This window comes from Pantoea sp. USMM079 (genome assembly GCF_037153115.1).
GTDB lineage: Bacteria > Pseudomonadota > Gammaproteobacteria > Enterobacterales > Enterobacteriaceae > Pantoea > Pantoea communis.
Window position 1 is genome coordinate 203,652 of record NZ_JBBCKX010000007.1, and the last position, 18,484, is coordinate 222,135.

18 protein-coding genes are annotated in these 18,484 nt (G+C 56.9%); 15 read left to right on the forward strand and 3 right to left on the reverse strand.

Annotated features, from left to right (window positions below; all coding sequences use genetic code 11):
• The first annotated feature begins 15 nt into the window (after window positions 1-15).
• Window positions 16-1,578: an MFS transporter gene (locus tag WFP70_RS13075; protein ID WP_166933113.1), complete on the forward strand. Its 1,563-nt coding sequence runs from the start codon at window positions 16-18 to the stop codon at window positions 1,576-1,578.
• 345 nt (window positions 1,579-1,923) lie between these two features.
• Window positions 1,924-2,457, forward strand: a complete 534-nt coding sequence (gene idi / locus WFP70_RS13080) for an isopentenyl-diphosphate Delta-isomerase (protein ID WP_097117336.1) — start codon at window positions 1,924-1,926, stop codon at window positions 2,455-2,457.
• A gap of 29 nt (window positions 2,458-2,486) precedes the next feature.
• Here the strand turns inward: idi and WFP70_RS13085 are convergent, their stop codons facing one another.
• Window positions 2,487-3,953, reverse strand: a complete 1,467-nt coding sequence (locus tag WFP70_RS13085; RefSeq protein ID WP_160869882.1) for an MFS transporter — start codon at window positions 3,951-3,953, stop codon at window positions 2,487-2,489.
• Between the two features lie 218 nt (window positions 3,954-4,171).
• On the opposite strand from WFP70_RS13085, the gene osmF reads away from it, so the two are divergent.
• From osmF to WFP70_RS13105, 4 genes are read left to right on the forward strand one after another with little or no spacing between them, the layout of a single operon-like run.
• On the forward strand, window positions 4,172-5,080 hold the full coding sequence (osmF, locus tag WFP70_RS13090) for a glycine betaine ABC transporter substrate-binding protein OsmF (protein WP_058961582.1): 909 nt from the start codon (window positions 4,172-4,174) through the stop codon (window positions 5,078-5,080).
• A gap of 3 nt (window positions 5,081-5,083) precedes the next feature.
• Window positions 5,084-6,247, forward strand: coding sequence for an ABC transporter permease (locus tag WFP70_RS13095; RefSeq protein ID WP_337023463.1), 1,164 nt, complete (start codon window positions 5,084-5,086; stop codon window positions 6,245-6,247).
• On the forward strand, window positions 6,240-7,175 hold the full coding sequence (locus WFP70_RS13100) for an ABC transporter ATP-binding protein (protein WP_337023462.1): 936 nt from the start codon (window positions 6,240-6,242) through the stop codon (window positions 7,173-7,175). Before WFP70_RS13095 ends, WFP70_RS13100 begins: the two co-directional genes overlap by 8 nt.
• Window positions 7,175-7,906 (forward strand): ABC transporter permease, encoded by a 732-nt coding sequence (locus WFP70_RS13105; RefSeq protein ID WP_034821000.1) that lies wholly within the window; start codon window positions 7,175-7,177, stop codon window positions 7,904-7,906. Before WFP70_RS13100 ends, WFP70_RS13105 begins: the two co-directional genes overlap by 1 nt.
• A 171-nt stretch (window positions 7,907-8,077) precedes the next feature.
• On the opposite strand, the gene WFP70_RS13115 is transcribed toward WFP70_RS13105, so the two are convergent.
• On the reverse strand, window positions 8,078-8,812 hold the full coding sequence (locus WFP70_RS13115; protein ID WP_058961622.1) for a MerR family transcriptional regulator: 735 nt from the start codon (window positions 8,810-8,812) through the stop codon (window positions 8,078-8,080).
• Between the two features lie 151 nt (window positions 8,813-8,963).
• Between WFP70_RS13115 and WFP70_RS13120 the strand changes: the two genes are divergently transcribed.
• Together WFP70_RS13120 and WFP70_RS13125 are read left to right on the forward strand one after the other, a co-directional pair.
• A complete protein-coding gene (locus WFP70_RS13120) occupies window positions 8,964-9,527 on the forward strand; it encodes a helix-turn-helix domain-containing protein (protein ID WP_058961578.1) in 564 nt (187 codons plus the stop codon).
• Complete coding sequence (locus WFP70_RS13125) at window positions 9,524-10,042, forward strand: GNAT family N-acetyltransferase (protein ID WP_337023461.1); 519 nt, start codon at window positions 9,524-9,526, stop codon at window positions 10,040-10,042. The genes WFP70_RS13120 and WFP70_RS13125 overlap by 4 nt, the downstream gene beginning before the upstream one ends.
• A 10-nt stretch (window positions 10,043-10,052) precedes the next feature.
• Here the strand turns inward: WFP70_RS13125 and WFP70_RS13130 are convergent, their stop codons facing one another.
• Window positions 10,053-11,024 carry a LysR family transcriptional regulator gene (locus WFP70_RS13130; RefSeq protein WP_038648010.1) on the reverse strand — a complete coding sequence of 324 codons (972 nt, stop codon included), beginning with the start codon at window positions 11,022-11,024 and terminating at the stop codon, window positions 10,053-10,055.
• Between the two features lie 157 nt (window positions 11,025-11,181).
• Between WFP70_RS13130 and argH the strand changes: the two genes are divergently transcribed.
• The 7 genes from argH to WFP70_RS13165 are packed head-to-tail and all read left to right on the forward strand — an operon-like array spanning window position 11,182 to window position 18,200.
• The gene (argH, locus tag WFP70_RS13135; RefSeq protein ID WP_337023460.1) at window positions 11,182-12,609 is read left to right on the forward strand and encodes an argininosuccinate lyase; all 1,428 of its coding nucleotides are present in this window, start codon (window positions 11,182-11,184) and stop codon (window positions 12,607-12,609) included.
• A 10-nt stretch (window positions 12,610-12,619) separates the two neighbouring features.
• A complete protein-coding gene (locus WFP70_RS13140; RefSeq protein ID WP_160832550.1) occupies window positions 12,620-13,498 on the forward strand; it encodes an amino acid ABC transporter permease in 879 nt (292 codons plus the stop codon).
• A 13-nt stretch (window positions 13,499-13,511) separates the two neighbouring features.
• Complete coding sequence (locus tag WFP70_RS13145) at window positions 13,512-14,276, forward strand: amino acid ABC transporter ATP-binding protein (RefSeq protein ID WP_034820986.1); 765 nt, start codon at window positions 13,512-13,514, stop codon at window positions 14,274-14,276.
• A gap of 19 nt (window positions 14,277-14,295) precedes the next feature.
• The gene (locus tag WFP70_RS13150) at window positions 14,296-15,117 is read left to right on the forward strand and encodes an ABC transporter substrate-binding protein (RefSeq protein WP_337023459.1); all 822 of its coding nucleotides are present in this window, start codon (window positions 14,296-14,298) and stop codon (window positions 15,115-15,117) included.
• A gap of 12 nt (window positions 15,118-15,129) precedes the next feature.
• Window positions 15,130-15,975 (forward strand): polysaccharide deacetylase family protein, encoded by an 846-nt coding sequence (locus WFP70_RS13155; protein ID WP_337023458.1) that lies wholly within the window; start codon window positions 15,130-15,132, stop codon window positions 15,973-15,975.
• Window positions 15,968-16,855, forward strand: a complete 888-nt coding sequence (locus WFP70_RS13160; protein WP_337023457.1) for a polysaccharide deacetylase family protein — start codon at window positions 15,968-15,970, stop codon at window positions 16,853-16,855. The genes WFP70_RS13155 and WFP70_RS13160 overlap by 8 nt, the downstream gene beginning before the upstream one ends.
• Window positions 16,839-18,200, forward strand: coding sequence for an MmgE/PrpD family protein (locus tag WFP70_RS13165; RefSeq protein WP_337023456.1), 1,362 nt, complete (start codon window positions 16,839-16,841; stop codon window positions 18,198-18,200). The genes WFP70_RS13160 and WFP70_RS13165 overlap by 17 nt, the downstream gene beginning before the upstream one ends.
• Window positions 18,201-18,484 lie beyond the last annotated feature (284 nt).

Here is an 18,484-nt window from a genome sequence, read left to right on the forward strand (position 1 = left end):
ACAGGAATCGGATCGATGGTTAAACCTACAGAACGTCGCGTCGGTTATGGCGTCGCGATCGGCTACGGCCTGACGGATCTCTTTGGCGGCGGTGCCTTTGCGGTGATTGGCACCTGGTTGCTGTTTTTCTATACCACCTACTGCGGATTATCGGTGTTTGAAGCGGGCTCGATATTTGCCATCGCCCGCGTCATCGATGCGATATTAAGTCCGATCATGGGCTACATTACTGACAACTTCGGCAATACCTGGCTGGGGCGAAAATTTGGCCGCCGCCGTTTCTTCCTGCTGATCTCCTCTCCCTTAATGCTGCTGTATGGCGCGCTGTGGGTGACGGATATGGGCTACTGGTACTATCTCGGCACTTATCTCACCATCGAACTGCTGTCGGCAATGGTGCTGGTGCCGTGGGAAACCTTGTCCTCGGAGATGACCAATCGCTTTAGCGAGCGCACGCGTCTTTCGGGCGTGCGCCTGATGTTCTCAGCGCTTGGCAGTTTCCTTGCCGTCTCAGTGCCGGGCATCATCATGACCTATACCGGCAAAGACAACGCCATTACCTATACGCTGACCGGCGTCATCTTCTCGGTGATTTACTGCGTGGCGGTGTTTATTACCTGGTTGACCACCTGGGAAGCCAAAGATATTCAGCCGGAAGAGGATGTGGCGCAACATTCGGCGCGCCAGGGGAGCCTGAAGGCCCACCTAAAGTATCTGTTTGTCGATTTGGCATCGTCGTTCAAAATCAAAGCCTTTCGTCAGCATCTGCTGATTTATATCTGCTCCTTCACCGCGATGGATGCCTTTCTGGCGGTGTTCACCTATTTCGTGATCTACGGCCTGAAGCAGGATGCCTCACTGGCTTCACTGCTGCTAAGTAACATGATGTTTATGTCGATTCCCGGCACTTTCATTTTCATGATGCTGCTTGGCCGCTTTAATATGACGCCCTCCAACGCGCTGCGTATGTCCTACCTGAGTATCGTCGCTATCTTCCTGTTCCTGTTTGCCGTGTATCTGTGGCAATGGCAGGTGCCCACGCTGCTGTTCAGCGCAGTCTTTCTGTTTTTGGGCATCGTGCGCGCCGGGCTGTTTTACATTCCGTGGAACATCTACAGCTTTATTCCCGATATTGATGAGATGGTCACCTGTAAGCGGCGTGAAGGGATATTTGCCGGGGTGATGGTGTTGACGCGCAAAAGCTCGGTGGCCATCGCCATTTTCATGATTGGCATCGTGCTGCAGGAGAGTGGTTTTGTGAAAGGCAACGGTGCGCAACCGGAGAGCGCCATCCATGCGATTGTCGGGTTGATGGTGTTTGTCACCACGGCACTGCTGGCGGCGAGCTTCTGGCTGACCTTTAAATTCAAACTGACGCAGCGTAGCCATAAGTTGCTAATCAAAGAGGTGGCGCGCCGCAAACTGGGTGGCACGGCGAGAGGTTGCGATGCTGAAACGCGTGTGGTGATTAAAGATCTCACTGGCTATGAATATGATGAAGTGTGGGGCGCAAGCCGGCATACAACTGCCCGCGATACGACAATCGAATCCGAGCTAAAACTGAAGGGGCGGCTTTAAGCGCGAATGCCTGTCAGGTAATCACTCAGTCAAATCAGGCTGCCCTTTAAGAGAGGGCAGCCTTATCTGTGCGCATAGGCGGAATTGAGCGTTTCAGGGCGTGGCGACGACAGACTCAAGGCGGCCCGGGACTGTGCACGCCTCCGCATCCTGGCTGATAACGAGGACGACTTTATAGCGCCCATGGTTGGCCGATTTGAATTCTACATCCTGAGTCGTTACCGCTTTGTCTGATGACTGCTAAGCTTAAATTTCTCTACTTAAGCGCACGGAATGTGCGCGATTTCCTCAGTTTCAGTCTTTGAGGTTGTGTACAATAGCTGAGAATTATCTGAAGGAGTTGTCATGCCCGCCATTGAAGTTATTCTCGTCGACCACCTCGATCGTCCCACCGGCAAGATGGAAAAGCTGGAAGTACATGAGAAAGGATTGCTGCATCGTGCGGTGACGGTCTACGTGTTCAATTCGCGCCATGAACTGCTGCTGCAACGTCGTGCAAACGGTAAATATCATTGTGGCGGCTTGTGGAGCAACACCTGCTGCGGCCACCCTTATCCGCAGGAATCGACCCGGGATGCCGCTGAACGTCGTTTGCGTGAAGAGATGGGGATGCAAGTAGCGCTGACGCCGGTGTTCGAACTGAGCTACAACCTGCCATTAAGCAACGGTCTGACCGAGCACGAGTATGGCCATGTATTCTTCGCCACCAGTGATATTGAACCCAACCTGAATCCGGAAGAAGCGGATGCCTGGTGTTATCGCTCGATTGAGCAGATTCAGCAGGAGATGCTGGATCAACCCGAACAATTTACGCCCTGGTTCCTGCACACCTTCCCGCGCATTCCCCATACGTTTGGCGATTTCCGCCTGACCGCATAAAAAACGCCCCTTAACGGGGCGTTGTTGTCTTAAGTGAAGTCTTCCGCATCCACATCGTAGCCTGAGGGCTCCCAGCGGATCGCCAGCAGCGCCAGCAAGCCAATCAGCGGCGCGAGGAAAATCACCCAGAACACGCCGGTGCCGAATGCCGCCACCAGTAGTGGGAACAGGAACAGCGACACGGTTGAACTGCCGCGCATCAGCGTCTGGTTAAAACCAACCCCCACGCCGCGCAGTGAAGCAGGGTAGCTCAGCGAGGCAAAGGTCATGGTGTGTGAGCCCGGACCGAACCCCTGACCAAACAGGAACAGCGCCAGCATCGCAATCGCCAGTGCCGCTTGTTCACCGCCTTCCGGGCGACCAATCAGCGCTAACCCCAGAAGGGCAATGCACTGACAGCTGTAACCCGCCACCGACATCTTCCACGCACCGAGACGCGGCACCAGACGCACGGCCAGCAAGCCACCCACGAAAGCGAACAGCAGATTCAACGCCAGCGACACCAAAATAGTGGTCAGCATCGATTGCGCAAAGAAGCTGGAGATGATCACCGGCAGGCCAAAGGCCACCGCGTTATAAGCAAATGATGAGGCGATGGACGTCACGGTTGCCAGTATGGTTCGACGACGATAAACCCCTTGCAGCAGCGCACCATAGTTACGCCAGCTGGCTTTGCGCACCGGCTTGGCCTGCGTCAGTTCGGCATCTTCCGCGACATGGGCATTGATGTTGTAGGAGCGCTGCAGGATCTGCGCGGCGCCGTGCAGGTTGCCCTGATTGGCCGCCCACACTGGAGACTCACTCATATAACGGCTGCGAATGGCAATAATCAGCAGCGCAGGTACCGCGCCGAAACCAAGAATCAGCCGCCATAACCAGTCGGTGTGACTTTCCGGCAATACCGCATACAGCAGCAACACCAGCAGGTAGGAAATACTGATTGCTGCATACCAGGTGGGACACCACATCGCCACGCTGGCCGCTTTATTCCCTTGCCCGCGCAGTTTAGAAAACTCGGCAAGAAACGCCATGGCGACCGGCAAATCGATGCCAACACCGAGCCCCATCACAAAGCGCGCACCGCCTAACACATATTCGTTAGGGGCAAAGGCGCAGGCGAGGGCGGCAATCACAAAGAAGAACATATCCGCCATAAACACGCGGTAGCGGCCAATTTTATCGGTGAGATAACCGCCAATCAGCGCACCGACAATCGCGCCGAAGGTAATCGCCGAAGCCACCATCCCGGTGCCGGTCGGTGTAAGATTAAATTCGCGTGTGACGTCTTTGATACCAAAGGCGAGTGCGCCGAGGTCATAGGCATCGAGGAACACACCGCCGAGGGCGATGGCTACCACGATGCGCGCATTGCTGCGAGACTCGTTGCTGTTATTCACGAGATTCGATACGTCAGCCGCGCTGCGAATCCATTTGGTTTCGCCAGTCGGCGTATTCCCTGCCAGCGCCACGTGCGCCGGAGAAGCTAAGTCGGACATGATGTTATGTATTTTATTGTAAAGAGTGGGACTATGAGAATAAGCCTGTACTTACGCATTAAAAATTCCATTTGGTTATAAGTCCTGCGAATGGGTTATAAGAAATGCGCATTAAATAGCAGAAAAAGCTCGAACTGAGGCGCTTGACCGCCCCCATACTGTTTCGCCAGGCTACGCTTGATAGTCACAGACTGAAAACATAAGCAGAGGACAGCGGCATGATTAAGCAGGGTTTATTGGGGATGATCGCATTAGCGATGAGTGTGGGCGCTGCGAATGCGGCCGATCCGGTCAAGGTCGGTTCAAAGATTGATACCGAAGGTTCGCTGCTGGGCAATATCATCCTGCAGGTGCTGGACAAACACGGGGTAAAAACCGTCAACAAAATCCAGCTCGGCACCACCCAGGTGGTACGCGGGGCCATCACTGCGGGCGAGTTGGATATTTATCCGGAATACACCGGTAATGGCGCGTTCTTCTTTAACGATGAGAAAGACACGGCCTGGAAAAATGCGCAGCAGGGCTATGAGAAGGTGAAAAAGCTCGATGCGGATAAAAATCATCTGGTGTGGTTAACCCCTGCGCCCGCCAACAATACCTGGACCATCGCGGTGCGCGGCGATGTGGCACAGAAAAATAACCTTAACTCCCTCGACGATCTCAGCGCCTACCTGAAAAAGGGCGGCACCTTCAAACTGGCGGCGTCGGCGGAATTTATCGAACGCAGCGATGCGCTACCGGCATTTGAAAAAGCCTACAACTTCAAGCTGGATCAGTCACAGCTACTGTCGCTGGCGGGCGGTGATACGGCGGTAACCATCAAAGCGGCGGCACAGCAAACCTCTGGCGTCAACGCAGCCATGGCCTATGGCACCGATGGCCCGGTGGCGGCGCTCGGTTTGCAAACGCTGACCGATCCCAAAGGCGTGCAGCCAATTTATGCCCCTGCGCCAGTGATTCGGGAAAGCGTGCTGAAACAGTATCCGGAGATCGGCAACTGGTTGCAGCCGGTGTTCAGTAAGCTGGATGAGAAAACCCTGCAACAGCTCAATGCGCAGATTGCGGTTGACGGTCAGGATGCCAGCCAGGTGGCGAAGCAGTGGCTACAGCAGAATAAGTTGCTGTAAGCGGTGTCGTTGTTACTCAGACCGCGCCAGCAGCCGGTGCTGCTGGTGTTAACGCTGCTGATCACGCTGGCTCTGGCTACCTTGCCGTTACTCAGTTTCGCCGCCAACCGTCTGCTGTCCGGCCAGCCGCTGATGTTATGGCAAGTGGCGCAATCCTGGCTGTTGCTGCTGCCATTACTCTGGTTATGGCAAGGGTTATGGTGGAAGCCGCGGCGTCGCAATCTGGTGATGGCATTGCTGGACGCTGAGATTCTGTTTGCGCTGCTGATCTTTATTGGCGGGCACACGGCGGCGCAGCTGGCTAACAGCGGCAGCCCGCTGGCACGCACGGCCTTGGGCAGTGGTTTATGGTGTGCGGCGGCGCTGGCGTTATTGCTGGCCGCTGAGGCTATCCGCCAGCTCACGGCCAGTACGCCATGGCGTATCCTGCTGAATCTGCAAATCTGGATTGTTCCGCTACTGTTATTGCTCAGCGGTCACCTCGACCATCTCTCCCTGATGAAAGAGTATGCCAACCGTACGGCGGTGTTTGATGCGGCCTTCAGCCAGCATCTGCTGTTGCTGGCTGGCACGCTGTTGCCGACGGTATTCATTGGTTTGCCGCTCGGCCTGGTGATTGCCCGGCGATCGCGCTGGCAAAGTGCCGCTTTCAGCGTACTCAACCTGATCCAGACCGTGCCTTCTGTGGCGTTGTTTGGTTTGCTGATTGCGCCGCTGGCGGGGCTGGTGGCTCACTTCCCGGTACTGGCAAGTTGGGGTATCAGCGGTATTGGTCTGGCTCCGGCGCTGATTGCGCTGGTGCTATATGCGCTGCTGCCGCTGGTGCGCAGCGTGGTGGCGGGGTTGCAGCAGGTGCCGCAGGAGGTGCGCGAAACCGCACGCGGTATGGGCATGAGTGCACTGCAACAGTTCTGGCACGCCGAACTCCCGCTGGCTCTGCCGGTGTGGCTTTCGGGCTTGCGTGTGGTGGTGGTGCAAACCATTGGACTGGCGGTGGTCGCGGCGCTGATTGGTGCCGGTGGCTTTGGCGCCATTGTATTTCAGGGATTACTCAGCAGCGCACTGGATTTGGTGTTGCTGGGCGTGATTCCGGTGGTGGCGCTGGCGGTGGTGTTTGATGCCGCATTGCGTTTACTGTCGGCACTGCTGGAGAGAACCGATGATTGAGTTTCACCAGGTAAGCAAAATGTTTGCGGGCAAAGCAGCGGTGCGCGATCTTACTTTGCATATTGAGAAGGGCAGTTTCACCGTGCTGATCGGCACCTCCGGCTCGGGCAAATCCACCACGCTGAAAATGATCAACCGGCTGGTGGAGCATGACAGCGGCGAAATCCGCTTTGCCGGTGAACCGATTGAACGCATGGATGCACGTGCGCTGCGGCGGCGTATTGGCTATGCCATCCAGTCGATTGGCCTGTTCCCGCACTGGAACGTGGCAAAGAACATTGCCACGGTACCGTCACTGCTCGGCTGGCCGCAGGCAAAAATTCAACAGCGCGTAGAGGAGCTGCTGGGGCTGCTCAATCTGGATACGCATCTGGCGACGCGTTTTCCCCATCAACTTTCCGGCGGACAACAGCAGCGGGTTGGCGTGGCGCGCGCGCTGGCCGCCGATCCCGAATTGTTGCTTATGGATGAGCCCTTCGGTGCACTCGATCCGGTGAACCGCCAGGCACTGCAACAGGAGATGCTGCGAATTCAGAAGCTGTCAGGACGCACGGTGGTGCTGGTGACGCACGACATCGACGAAGCGCTGACGCTGGCGGATCAACTGGTGCTGATGGACGGCGGTGAAATCGTGCAGCAAGGCAAGCCGATTGAGTTGCTGACGCAGCCTGCCACGGATTTCGCCCGCGAATTCTTTGGCCGCAGCGAGCTTGGCGTGCGACTGCTGGCATTGGGACGTGCTGGCAGCGCCGCGCGGCGCGGCGAGTGGCTGGACGGTGAGCCAATAGCCGCGCACCTGACGCTGCGCGAGGCGCTGTCACAGTTTATCGCTCGGCGCACCGACAAACTGCCGGTGATCGATCAACATCAACAGCCGTTGGGTGTCCTGCACTTCAGCGATCTGCTGCGCCAGCGGGAGGCGATCTGATGCGTGTCTGGCGCGATCCACTGTACTGGCTGCTGGCGGTGTTTCTGCTGCTGCTGTGGGGGTTGCCGCACAGCGGACCGCTGTTTGCCCACTGGTTCCCGCAGCTGGAACGTCCGTTGTATCAGCAAGAGAGCTTCTGGCGGCTGGCCCTCGCACATCTGTCATTGGTGATCAGCGGCAGCGCACTGGCGATTATTTTTGGCGTAGGCAGTGGTGTTTTTGCGACGCGACGCGCCGGGCGGGCGTTCAGGCCGTTACTGGAGACGCTGGCGGCAGCGGGGCAGACCTTTCCGCCGGTAGCGGTGCTGGCGATAGCCGTGCCGGTGATGGGCTTTGGCGCGACACCGGCCATCATGGCGCTGTTTCTTTACGGGTTGTTGCCTATTTTGCAGGGAACGCTGGCAGGTTTAGACAGCGTGCCGGACAGCAACCGGGAAATTGCCGTGGGGCTGGGCATGGGGCCATGGCGGCGCTTATGGCAGATTGAGCTGGCGCTGGCCGCACCGGTGATCATGGCAGGCGTGCGTACCTCGGTGATGATCAGCATCGGCACCGCGACCATCGCGTCGACAGTGGGCGCAGAAAGCCTGGGATCGCCGGTCATTATCGGACTGAGCGGCTTTAACACCGCCTATGTGATTCAGGGGGCGCTGCTGGTCGCCCTGTTGGCACTGATTTGCGACCGCGTGTTAGAACGCGTGCAACGTCAACTCAGTGGCTGGGAAGGATAAGACTGTAGCCTACCAGCATCATGCCACCCATACCGCCAATGGCCATCACAGCAAACAGGGAGCCAATGAGAATTTTATTCCAGTTCATAAGGGAAACCTGAGAAGAGTCATGGAGTGCGGCATGATAACGCGCACACCCGGCGAGGCAAAGGCCGTGTGTGCGATTTTTTGTCAGGCGGGATCGTGAATGTGAGTGGCAAACCCTTGTGCCTGCCAGTGTTCAAACTGCTCCAGCTGCCGACGCGTCGGTTTCTTACCGGTCCAGATAAACAGATTCTGACCGGGGAACAGCTCAGGACGCGGCATATCCAGCGGCTCGGCTAAGACATCCATACGCCAGCCCTGCTGCGACAAGCGCCAGGCTTCCAGCCACAGGCGAGTGCGATCTTCCACGCCCCAGCCAATCATCAATGCATCTTTGCCGGCTTTTTTACGGCCGCCCGCCAGGCAAAACGCCACGTAATCAATCAGCGCGCCATCCAGCAGGCTGCACATGGTACGGGCGGTATGTTGATCCAGTCCCAGGCGCTGGCGCACCGGGACAAACACGTGATCGATCAGCGCATCCACTGGATGTTCGCGGCCAATGGTGGCAATTTTGGTGCGCAATTTAGCCGGACGAACGTGACGCAGCACGCTCATCAGCTCTTCCTGCAGCGCGGTCCAGCCATCGTGCACATTAACGGTTTGGCCTTCCAGCAGGGCTTTCACCTTGCCAACAGGCACACCGCTTTCTATCCAACGCTTGATCTCCTCAATGCGCTGAACATCTTCATCATCAAACTGGCGATGACCGCCTTCTGTACGCTGGGGTTTTAATAAACCGTAACGGCGCTGCCAGGCGCGTAGTGTTACCGGGTTGATTCCACAGCGTTCGGCAACATCGCCGATACTGTATAAGGCCATGGCGTCCTCGAAAATTCTGACCTGCATTACAACACCTTAACCGCCACGCCTATGTTGTACAACTCTTTTGTTTCTGTACAACTTGACGTTTTGCGCAATATCAGGTGATATCTCATTTGTGAGATTTATTTCCCATAAATGAGAGGTGGACATGTCTGTACCGGATACCGAAGATCGATTGGCCGCGCGTTTAGCCGAATTGCGGGTGCAACGTGGCTGGTCACTGGACGAACTGGCGATGGCTACCGGCATCAGCCGGGCTTCATTGTCGCGCATTGAACGGGCGGAGACCAGCCCCACAGCCGCTTTGCTTAACCGACTATGTGTCGCCTATGGCTTGACCATGTCACGCCTGCTAAGTGAAGTGGAAGAGGAAGCCGCGCTGCTGCTGAAAGCGAGTGATCAGAGCGTTTGGCGCGACGATGCCAGCGGTTATCTGCGTCGCAGTGTCTCGCCGCCCGCCAGCCATTTCAAGGCCGAGTTGGTTGAGAGCGTGTTGCAACCCGGTGCGCGCATCGATTATGACGCACCGCCAGTACAGGGGCTGGAACAGCATATCTGGCTGCAATCTGGCGAGCTGACGTTCACCATGGACGATCAGCGCTGGACGCTGCAGGCGGGGGATTGCCTGCGTTTTCATCTCACCGGCAAATCATCATTCCAGGCGCATCCTGAAGGCGGCGCGCGTTACATTCTGGTTGTGTGCAAACCATGATTGAAATTGAACAGTTAAGTGCCACTCAGGCACAGCCCCTGCTAGCCGCGTTAACCGAGGTGCTGCAGGGTTGCGTAGCTGACGGGGCCAGCGTCGGTTTTATTGATGCCGGCGATCGCGCAGCGATGGAACGCTTCTGGCAGGATAAAATCTACAGCCTGGCAAGCGGCGATAATCAACTACTCGTGGCATGGCAGCAAGGTGTGATTGTCGCGACGGTGATGATCGGGTTTAGTGCTATGCCGAATGGGCGTCATCGTGCGGAGGTCAGTAAATTGCTGGTGCATCCCCGTGCCCGACGTCAGAGAATTGCGCGTCGTCTGATGCAGCAGGCTGAGCAATTAGCGGTTGAGCAGGGCAAAACGCTGCTGGTGTTGGATACGCGCAGCGGCGATGTGGCTACGCAGCTTTACTTATCGATGGACTGGCAAATTGCGGGTTCCATTCCGTTGTACGCCGAATCGACGGAAGGGGCGCTAGATGCCACCACGGTGATGTATAAAGTGGTGGGGTGATTGCACCAACTCAGTGCGCCTCTTCGGCCTCGGCCAGGCCCAGTGATTGCATGAACAGCCGGATAATCGGATTAATTTTCCGGCCTTTTTTCATCATCAAGCAGAACGGATTTTCGCGGCGCACCGATTCATCGCCCAATTCACACAGCTGCCCACGCGCAATAAAGGGCGCGGCATAGTGCTCGGGTAAATAACCAATAAAGTGCCCGGTTAAAATCAGCATGGCGACGGATTCAACTTGTACCGCCTGCGCACCGCTGTCCTGTAATGGAATGAGGCGACGGTCGTCGCGCGGCGTGACATATAAATGATTAATGATTTTCTGCTCACGTAATATTTCCACCGATATATTCTTATCACAAGATCCAGAATATAAAGGATGTGACATGGAGCAATATAATTTCGAATATTCTTTATAAAGCGGGAAGTAATCAAAATCACTTTTCATTTCATAAACCGGCGCAATACCACAATGAAAACGGCCTTCACTCATCCCGCGTTCAATATCATCTAATTGCGCAGTCTGTAAGCGAATCTGCACCTTTGGTGCTTTCTGGTGCAACTGTTGCACCGCTGCGGTGACCGGGGAATGCGGATCAGAAATGGTGTTATCCACCACGCAAATCGCGATGTCGCCCAGCAGTTCATTACGGCTGTTGTGCAGACGTTCACGGAACAGATTCAGCGATACGAACAGCTCCAGCGTGGCCTGATAGACATTAATGCCGTACTGCGTCAGCTCAAAGCCTTCGCGCCCCCGGCTGCATAACGTCATGCCGAGACGAATCTCCAGATCGGAAACCTGTTTACTGATGGCGGCTAAACCAATATTCAGTTCATTGCTGGCAGCGGTTAATCCCCCGGCTTCCACCACGCATTTAAATACGCGAAGCAATTTTAAGTCGATATTACTCAGTGCCAGAACCGCATTATCGCCGCGATTATTTGCATTGTTTCCAGACTGGGAAACTTTACTTTCCATCTTTGCTATTCAACTCCGGAATAATTGCGGTGAAAGTACAGTGAACCTGAAATATGACGTATTTACCAGTGTGAGTGTGAAATAAGTTTTTATTATCACTGCTGGTTTATTCATATCTTTTCCATATCGCTGACGAGTATCTGTAAGGGGAAATAGCATGTCTGATAATGCCGAACTGTTATGGGGTGCGCGCTTTAAAGCGGCACCGGCGGCCAGTTTAACCGCGCTGTCGCGCAGCCCGGATTATTACTTTGCCCTGGCACCTTACGATTTAGCAGGCTGCCGGGCACATGCCCGTGAGCTGGCTCGCGGCGATCTGCTGAGCAGCGAAGAACTCAATACTATGCTGGCGGCGATTGATGCGCTGGATGCTGATTATCGTGCAGGCAATCTGCACCCGATTGCTGCTGATGAAGATGTCCATACCTTCATTGAACGCGCGCTGACTGAACGCTTAGGGCCACTGGGCGGCAAACTGCGTGCAGGTCGTTCGCGTAACGATCAGACCGTCAACGATTTGCGCCTCTACCTGCGTGATAACGGCCGCAAAGTGGTCAGTGCGTTACTGGCACTGCAGCAATCTTTGGTTGAGCAGGCCGCACAGCACACCGAAAGCGTGGCGCCAGGCTTTACCCATTTACAGCAGGCACAGCCGATTGTGTTTGGTCATCAACTGCTGGCCCATGCGCAATCTTTTGCCCGCGATATCGAGCGCATGCAGGACTGGGATCGCCGCAGTGCCCGCTGCCCGCTTGGTGCGGCAGCGATGGCCGGATCGGCGATTGCGCGCCAGCCGGAAAAAGCGGCTGAAGATCTGGCTTACCTCGCACCCTGCGAAAACTCGATTGATGCGGTGGCCAGCCGCGATTACGCCGCAGAATTCCTGTTCGTCACCAGCATGATCGGTATCAACCTGTCGCGCCTGTGCGAAGAAGTGTGCATGTGGGCTTCGCGCCAGTTCCGCTGGGTGGAGTTGCATGACAGCTATGCTACCGGCAGCTCAATCATGCCGCAGAAGAAAAACCCGGACATTGCCGAACTGACACGTGGTCGTTCTGGTCGTCTGGTCGGCAACCTGATGGCACTGCTCACCACCATGAAAGCCATGCCGCTCTCCTACAACCGCGACCTGAGCGATGACAAACGCAACGTGATTGATGCCGTGGATACCCTGCTGCTGGTGCTGCCTGCGATGGCCGGCATGATGTCGACGCTGAAATTCAACACCGACGTCATGCGCGAACAGGCACCGGACGGTTTCACCCTGGCCACCGAAGTCGCCGACTGGCTGGCGATGCGCGGCGTGCCATTCCGTGAAGCCCATGAAATTACCGGCCAGCTGGTGCAGCTGTGTGAACGCGAAGAAAGCGGCCTGTCCGACCTGAGCGATGCGCAGTTGCAAGCTGTTGATGCACGCTTAACGCCAGAAGTGCGCAGTGCCCTGACGCTGGAAGCGGCACTGGCGGCACGCAGTGGCTATGGCGGTACCGCACCAGCCCGCGTGCGCGAACAGCTCGCGCGTTTGCAAATCCTGATGCAGGACCAGCAGCGCTGGACTGAAGATTACGCTGGCCCGCGCGCCTGAGGAGACGTCTATGTCCCAATCCACCCCGGTTGAACCCAGCTTGAAAAATAGCCGCGAGCAGATGCATTACGATCTGGATCGCTATCAGGTGGTGCCACGCCGCTATTACGGCCGCATCACGGCTTCAGCGGTGATCCTGGTGCTGCTGGCATTGCTGGTGAACGCCTTCGCCCACGGCAACATTGAATGGTCGTTTGTCGGCCAGTTCTTTACTGCCCAGGCAATCCTTAACGGCGTGGTGAATACGCTGATTATGTCGGTATTGGCGATGGGGCTCGGCATCCTGTTCGGCGTGATCACCGCGATTATGTATATGTCGCCCAATCCGGTGCTGCACTACATCGCCGTGGGTTACGCCTGGATCTTCCGTGGCACGCCGCTGATTCTGCAACTGCTGCTGTGGTTCAACCTCGCGCTGGTGTTTCCCACCATCAGTATTCCCGGCGTGTTCAGCGTGCAAACCGTCACCATCATGACGCCGTTCCTCGCGGCACTGCTGGGTCTGAGCATCAACCAGGGGGCTTATACCTCCGAAGTGGTGCGCGCCGGGTTGCTGTCCGTGGATACCGGACAGTACGAAGCGGCGAAGGCGATTGGCATGCCGCGTCTGCAAGCGCTGCAGCGCATCATTTTGCCGCAGGCGATGCGCGTGATTTTGCCGCCGGTGGGTAACGAATTCATCAGCATGATCAAAACCACCAGTCTGGCCAGCATGATCCAGTACTCCGAACTGCTCTACAACACGCAAACCATCTACTTCGCCAATGCGCGCGTGATGGAACTGCTGTTCGTGGCGGGCATCTGGTACCTGATCATCGTCACCGTGCTGTCGTTTGGTCAGAGTCGCCTTGAGCGCTTCTTCTCACGCGGCCACCGCCAGCGTCAGTAATTGGGAGAGAGAGATGAGAAACATCGTGCGCGCCGTCAAGGTGAACAAATATTTCGACCAGTTCCATGCGCTGAAGGACGTCAGCCTCGAAGTGAATTACGGCGAGGTGATGTGCATTCTCGGGCCATCCGGCTCCGGTAAAAGTACCTTCCTGCGCTGCATCAACCAGCTGGAGAAGGTCGATCAGGGTGGCATTTGGGTCGACAACGAATTAGCGGGCTATCGCATTGCCGGCAACAAACTGCATGCGCTGAGCGATAAGCAGATTGCCCGTCAGCGTCTGCAAACCGGCATGGTGTTCCAGCGCTTTAACCTGTTCCCGCACAAAACCGCGCTGGAGAACATTATCGAAGGGCCGTGCCGCGTCCTGCTGCGTCCAAAACGCGAAGCCAGTGAAGAGGCGATGGCGCTGCTGGATCGCGTCGGTCTGGCGCATAAAGCGCACGACTATCCGCAGTCACTGTCCGGCGGGCAGCAGCAGCGTGTGGCGATTGCCCGCGCGCTGGCGATGAAACCGAAACTGATGCTGTTTGACGAACCCACTTCGGCGCTGGATCCGGAGATGGTCGGCGAAGTGCTGGCGGTGATGCGCCAGTTAGCAAAAGAGGGCACCACCATGCTGGTGGTCACTCACGAGATGGGCTTTGCCCGTGAAGTGGCCAATCAGGTGGTGTTTATGGATGAGGGACGCATTATCGAGCAGGGCGCACCAGAAGACATTCTGCTGAACCCGCAAAACCCACGGATGAAAAACTTTATTAACGCGATTCTTCTTTAACGTGACCGGGGTGAAAAACATGAAAAAACTGTTATTGAGTGCCATCAGTGCCGCGCTGTTACTGCAATCAACTGCCTGGGCGGATATCGCCGTACCAGCGGCTATTAAAGAGAAAGGCCTGACTGTGGCGATCATGCCGAACTATCCGCCAATGGATTTTAAAGATCCGGCCACCAACCAGCTTACCGGTGTGGATTACGATCTCGGCCAGGCGATTGCGGCCAAGCTGGGCGTGAAGATCAACTGGCAGGAGATCGCCTTTGAGCAGATGGTGAACGCGGTGGTGACCAAGCGTGTTGATTTGGTGATGTCCGGCATGACCGACACCAAAGAGCGCCAGAAGGTGGTTAACTTCATCGACTACTTCAAAACCGGTCCGCAGTTCTACACCCAGGCCGCGCGCAGCGACATCAACAGCGCCATGGATCTGTGCGGTAAGAAGGTTGGCACCAGCCGTCGTACCACTTTCCCGGTAGAGATTGCCAACTGGTCTAAAGCGCACTGCGAAGCTGCCGGTAAGCCAGCGATCATTGTGGTCGGCGCCGAAGGGACGGCGGATGCGCGTACCCAGCTGCGTCAGAACCGTCTGGATGGCGTGGTGCAGGGGAGTGAAACGCTGCCGTACATCATGGATCTTGAAAAAGGTAAATATAAGCCGCTCGATAAAGCCTTCTCCTTCCAGTACACCGGCATGGCAATTGGTAAAGATGCAGGTGAATTGACCACAGCTGTTCAGGCAGCGATTGACGCGATGATTACCGATGGCAGCTATCAGAAGATCCTCGCGAAATGGGGTCTGGCTGACAATGGCGTGACTCAGGCGACCGTGAACCAGGGCTAAAGGAGCGTAGCGATGCAACAACCGGGCGCAGTGCGCTGGCCGCAGGGGAAACGCGGCTGTATGGCGCTGGCGTTTGACCTTGATGGTCCCACCGGCGATGCCATGTTGAATGGCAGCCTGTGGTCAACGCCAGAATATTTCACCTTTGGTGCGTATGGGCCGTACCGTGCGCTCGGGCGATTGCTCGACCTGCTGCGCGCTTTCCAGATTCCCGCCACATTTTTTGTGCCGGCGTGGGTGGTGGAACAGTGGCCGCAGCAGTGTCAGACGATTATCGAACAGGGCCACGAAGTGGCCTATCACGGCTATCGTCACGAATCTTTCTGGGCGATTTCGCCGGATGAACAGCGTGCCGTGATGGCGAAATCCGCTGAAATCTTTAAACAGCATTTGGGCATCACCGCCTGCGGTTTCCGCACGCCGTCAGGTGACTGGCATGCCGAAACGCCACAAATTCTGCGTGATGCTGGGGTGATTTATTCCAGCAGCATGCGAGGCGACGATCGTCCTTACAGCATCCCGGTGGCGGGTCACACGCCGCTGGTCGAGATCCCCGGTAAGTGGGAGATGGATGATTACGCCTCGCTGGCCTATACGCGCCAGCCTGACTTCCCGAAAGGCGGCGATCGTATTGCCAGCTATGCGCATACACGTGATAACTGGCAGCGCGAATTCGACGGCGCAATGGATGAAGGCTTGTGCCTGACCACCTTGTTCCACCCGAAAATTTCCGGTCAGCCGGGCCGCATCCTGCTGCTGGAGCAGCTGTTTGAACATATGACGGCGCGTGATGACGTGTGGTTTGCGCGCTGTGATGCGGTGGCGCAGTGGTATCTGCAGGAGCAACAGCATGACTGAATCTTCCCGCTGGCCGCTGGGCTTCCAGTCCGCCGCCATCCTGACCATCGATTTCAATGATATCCACGGTATTTTGACCCAGGCACCTGCCGTCGCCGGACGCGATAAAACCCTGTCGGTATGGCGTTATGGCACCCTGCGCGGTGTGGATCGCTTGCTGGCGTTACTGGCAGAAAAACAGCTGCAAGCCAGCTGGTGTTTACCGGCAATTGTGGCGACAGAGCAACCGGAGCTGATTAAACGCATCGTGGCCGATGGGCATGAAATTGCCTGTAGCGGCGAGCGCCATGAAGACTTCTCGGCGTTGTCGCTGGAGCAGCAGATCGCCAGCGTGACGCGCGGCTGCGACCAGCTGGCACAGTTTACCGGCAAACCGATTCAGGGTTTCCGCACCCCAGCAGGACAGTGGAAACCGGGCCTGGCGGAAGCGCTGGTGGAGCAGGGTATTCGCTGGTCATCAAGCTGGCGCGGCGACGATCTGCCCTACTTCCATCCCGGCACGCGGCTGGTGGAACTGCCGATGCATTACACGCTGGAAGATGAACCCTATTTTGCCTTTAACCTGAGCCCGGCTATCCCGCCGGGACAGTCGCGGATTGCGCCTTATGCTGAAACGCTGGCGAACATGACGCAGGATTTCCGGGGCTTCCACCGCTTTGGCCTGTGTTATCTGCTGCGCCTGCATCCGGAAATCATCGGCACCGCCGGGCGTATTGGCTTGCTGCGTGAACTGATCGAGACGCTGCAACAGCACAACGTGTGGATTGCCACCGGAGAGCAGATTGCCGCGCATTGGCAAACGCAGCCGGACAATGATTTTTCCCATCCGGCAGAAGTGTTTACTCGCATCACGGGAGGTGCGCATGGCCTCGACGCTTGAACAACTGGCGGCATTTATCGCCGACACCCGTTTTGAACAGCTGCCTGACGCGCTGGTCGAACAGGCGAAGCGCCATCTGCTGGATACGCTCGGGGCGTCACTGGCGGGCAGCGACAGTCCTATCTGGCGCGAGTGCCTGACGCTGGTGCTGGCAGAAGGCGGACGTGAACAGGCGCAAGTGTGGGGCAGCACACAGCAGGTCAATCCGCGTCAGGCGGCATGGCTCAATGGCGTGGCCGCACATATGTATGAGTTGGATGATACCGGCGGCTGCGATCACTCTGGCGCGGTGGTTATTCCCGCCATTCTGGCGGCACTGCCTTTGGCGACACAGCCGGTTGACGGTCAGGCGCTGCTGGTGGCCATGGTGATCGGTTATGACGTCGGACGCCGGGTGCTGGAAGCCTGCGGCGGCTACTCTGCCCACAACGGTGCAGGCTGGCACTCCACCGCCAGCTGTGGTGTGTTTGGCGCGGCAGCCGCGGTGTGTTCACTGCTGCAACTGGATCGCCAGCAGTGCGCGTCGGCCATGGGCATTGCCGCCAGCTTTAGCGGTGGGCTGTGGGGCTTTATTCACGACGGCTCGCACACCAAAAAGCTGCATGCCGCACGTGCAGCTGAAGGTGGCGTGCAGGCGGCCTTGTTGGCGCAGCGCGGTATCAACGGACCCTCGGCGGTATTTGAAGCGAAGTGGGGTGGATTCCTGCAAACCCTGGCCGCTGGAACACAGCAACCCGCTGCATTAACCGCCGACCTTGGTGTGGTGTGGAAGCTGGCGCGCTGCTCGATCAAGCCGTATGCCGCTTGTCGTGGTACGCATTCTGCGGTGGATGCCTTGAACCTGATGCTGACGCAGCATTCGGTACAGCCTGCACAGATTGAACGTATCCTGGTGGGATTAAATCCGTTCCTGCTGGAGATGTGTGGCGGACGTGAGCTTCAGAGCCTGGCAAGTGCACAGATGAGCCTGCCGTATGCACTGGCGGCGCGTGCGCTGTACGGTTCCGCCGAGCTGGCCAGCTACGATGATGCCAAACGTCTGCATCCAAATGTGGAAGCCTTTATGGCGAGGATTGAGCTGGTGATTGATGAGCAGCAGGGGCGTGACGACGAGCCGTGGGTGCGGATTGAAACCCAACAGAGCGAGCAGTGGCAGCAGCATGTGCCGGTACCGTCTGGTGCGCCGGCTAATCCGCTAAGTCTTGAGGCGCTGCTGGCTAAATACCGTAGCTTAGCGGGGCGCGTGTTGCCGGTTGAGCAGGTTGAACAGCTGGAAGCGATTTGCATGGAGTTGGATGACGTCGCAGATGTGCAGGAAGTGGTGGCGTTGTTGGCTCGTGCATAGGGTTAGGTGTAAAAATTTGCACCTAAACCTGTCGCAGTGCCTTGGGTATGCAGGTTAATTTTTATCTCCGCAATTTTATTTTCAGGCGCTGCTGTTACTAATAGGCGGTGACGCAGGCTGGGGGCGCTTTGGCGCTGGCGTCCTCGCGCCGCTGACGCGGTCCCCTCACTTCGTTCGTCTGCCTGACGGAACGGCGGGGGATGAACTGAACCCCTTAACCTGGACTCTTAAGTCAGCTCATTGTGATTGTGGGTCCGGTACGCCACCGGACTCAGTCCGCCAAG

Bases quoted from the DNA above. Each gene is read 5' to 3' on its own strand.
- WFP70_RS13105 (WP_034821000.1), top strand. From the start codon at position 7,175: ATGCGTGTCTGGCGCGATCCACTGTACTGGCTGCTGGCGGTGTTTCTG.
- WFP70_RS13160 (WP_337023457.1), top strand. From the start codon at position 15,968: ATGACTGAATCTTCCCGCTGGCCGCTGGGCTTCCAGTCCGCCGCCATC.
- WFP70_RS13115 (WP_058961622.1), bottom strand. From the start codon at position 8,812: ATGGCCTTATACAGTATCGGCGATGTTGCCGAACGCTGTGGAATCAAC.
- WFP70_RS13130 (WP_038648010.1), bottom strand. From the start codon at position 11,024: ATGGAAAGTAAAGTTTCCCAGTCTGGAAACAATGCAAATAATCGCGGC.
- WFP70_RS13145 (WP_034820986.1), top strand. From the start codon at position 13,512: ATGAGAAACATCGTGCGCGCCGTCAAGGTGAACAAATATTTCGACCAG.
- WFP70_RS13165 (WP_337023456.1), top strand. From the start codon at position 16,839: ATGGCCTCGACGCTTGAACAACTGGCGGCATTTATCGCCGACACCCGT.
- WFP70_RS13150 (WP_337023459.1), top strand. From the start codon at position 14,296: ATGAAAAAACTGTTATTGAGTGCCATCAGTGCCGCGCTGTTACTGCAA.
- idi (WP_097117336.1), top strand. From the start codon at position 1,924: ATGCCCGCCATTGAAGTTATTCTCGTCGACCACCTCGATCGTCCCACC.
- WFP70_RS13120 (WP_058961578.1), top strand. From the start codon at position 8,964: ATGTCTGTACCGGATACCGAAGATCGATTGGCCGCGCGTTTAGCCGAA.
- WFP70_RS13125 (WP_337023461.1), top strand. From the start codon at position 9,524: ATGATTGAAATTGAACAGTTAAGTGCCACTCAGGCACAGCCCCTGCTA.
- WFP70_RS13075 (WP_166933113.1), top strand. From the start codon at position 16: ATGGTTAAACCTACAGAACGTCGCGTCGGTTATGGCGTCGCGATCGGC.
- WFP70_RS13155 (WP_337023458.1), top strand. From the start codon at position 15,130: ATGCAACAACCGGGCGCAGTGCGCTGGCCGCAGGGGAAACGCGGCTGT.
- WFP70_RS13085 (WP_160869882.1), bottom strand. From the start codon at position 3,953: ATGTCCGACTTAGCTTCTCCGGCGCACGTGGCGCTGGCAGGGAATACG.
- osmF (WP_058961582.1), top strand. From the start codon at position 4,172: ATGATTAAGCAGGGTTTATTGGGGATGATCGCATTAGCGATGAGTGTG.
- WFP70_RS13100 (WP_337023462.1), top strand. From the start codon at position 6,240: ATGATTGAGTTTCACCAGGTAAGCAAAATGTTTGCGGGCAAAGCAGCG.
- WFP70_RS13140 (WP_160832550.1), top strand. From the start codon at position 12,620: ATGTCCCAATCCACCCCGGTTGAACCCAGCTTGAAAAATAGCCGCGAG.
- argH (WP_337023460.1), top strand. From the start codon at position 11,182: ATGTCTGATAATGCCGAACTGTTATGGGGTGCGCGCTTTAAAGCGGCA.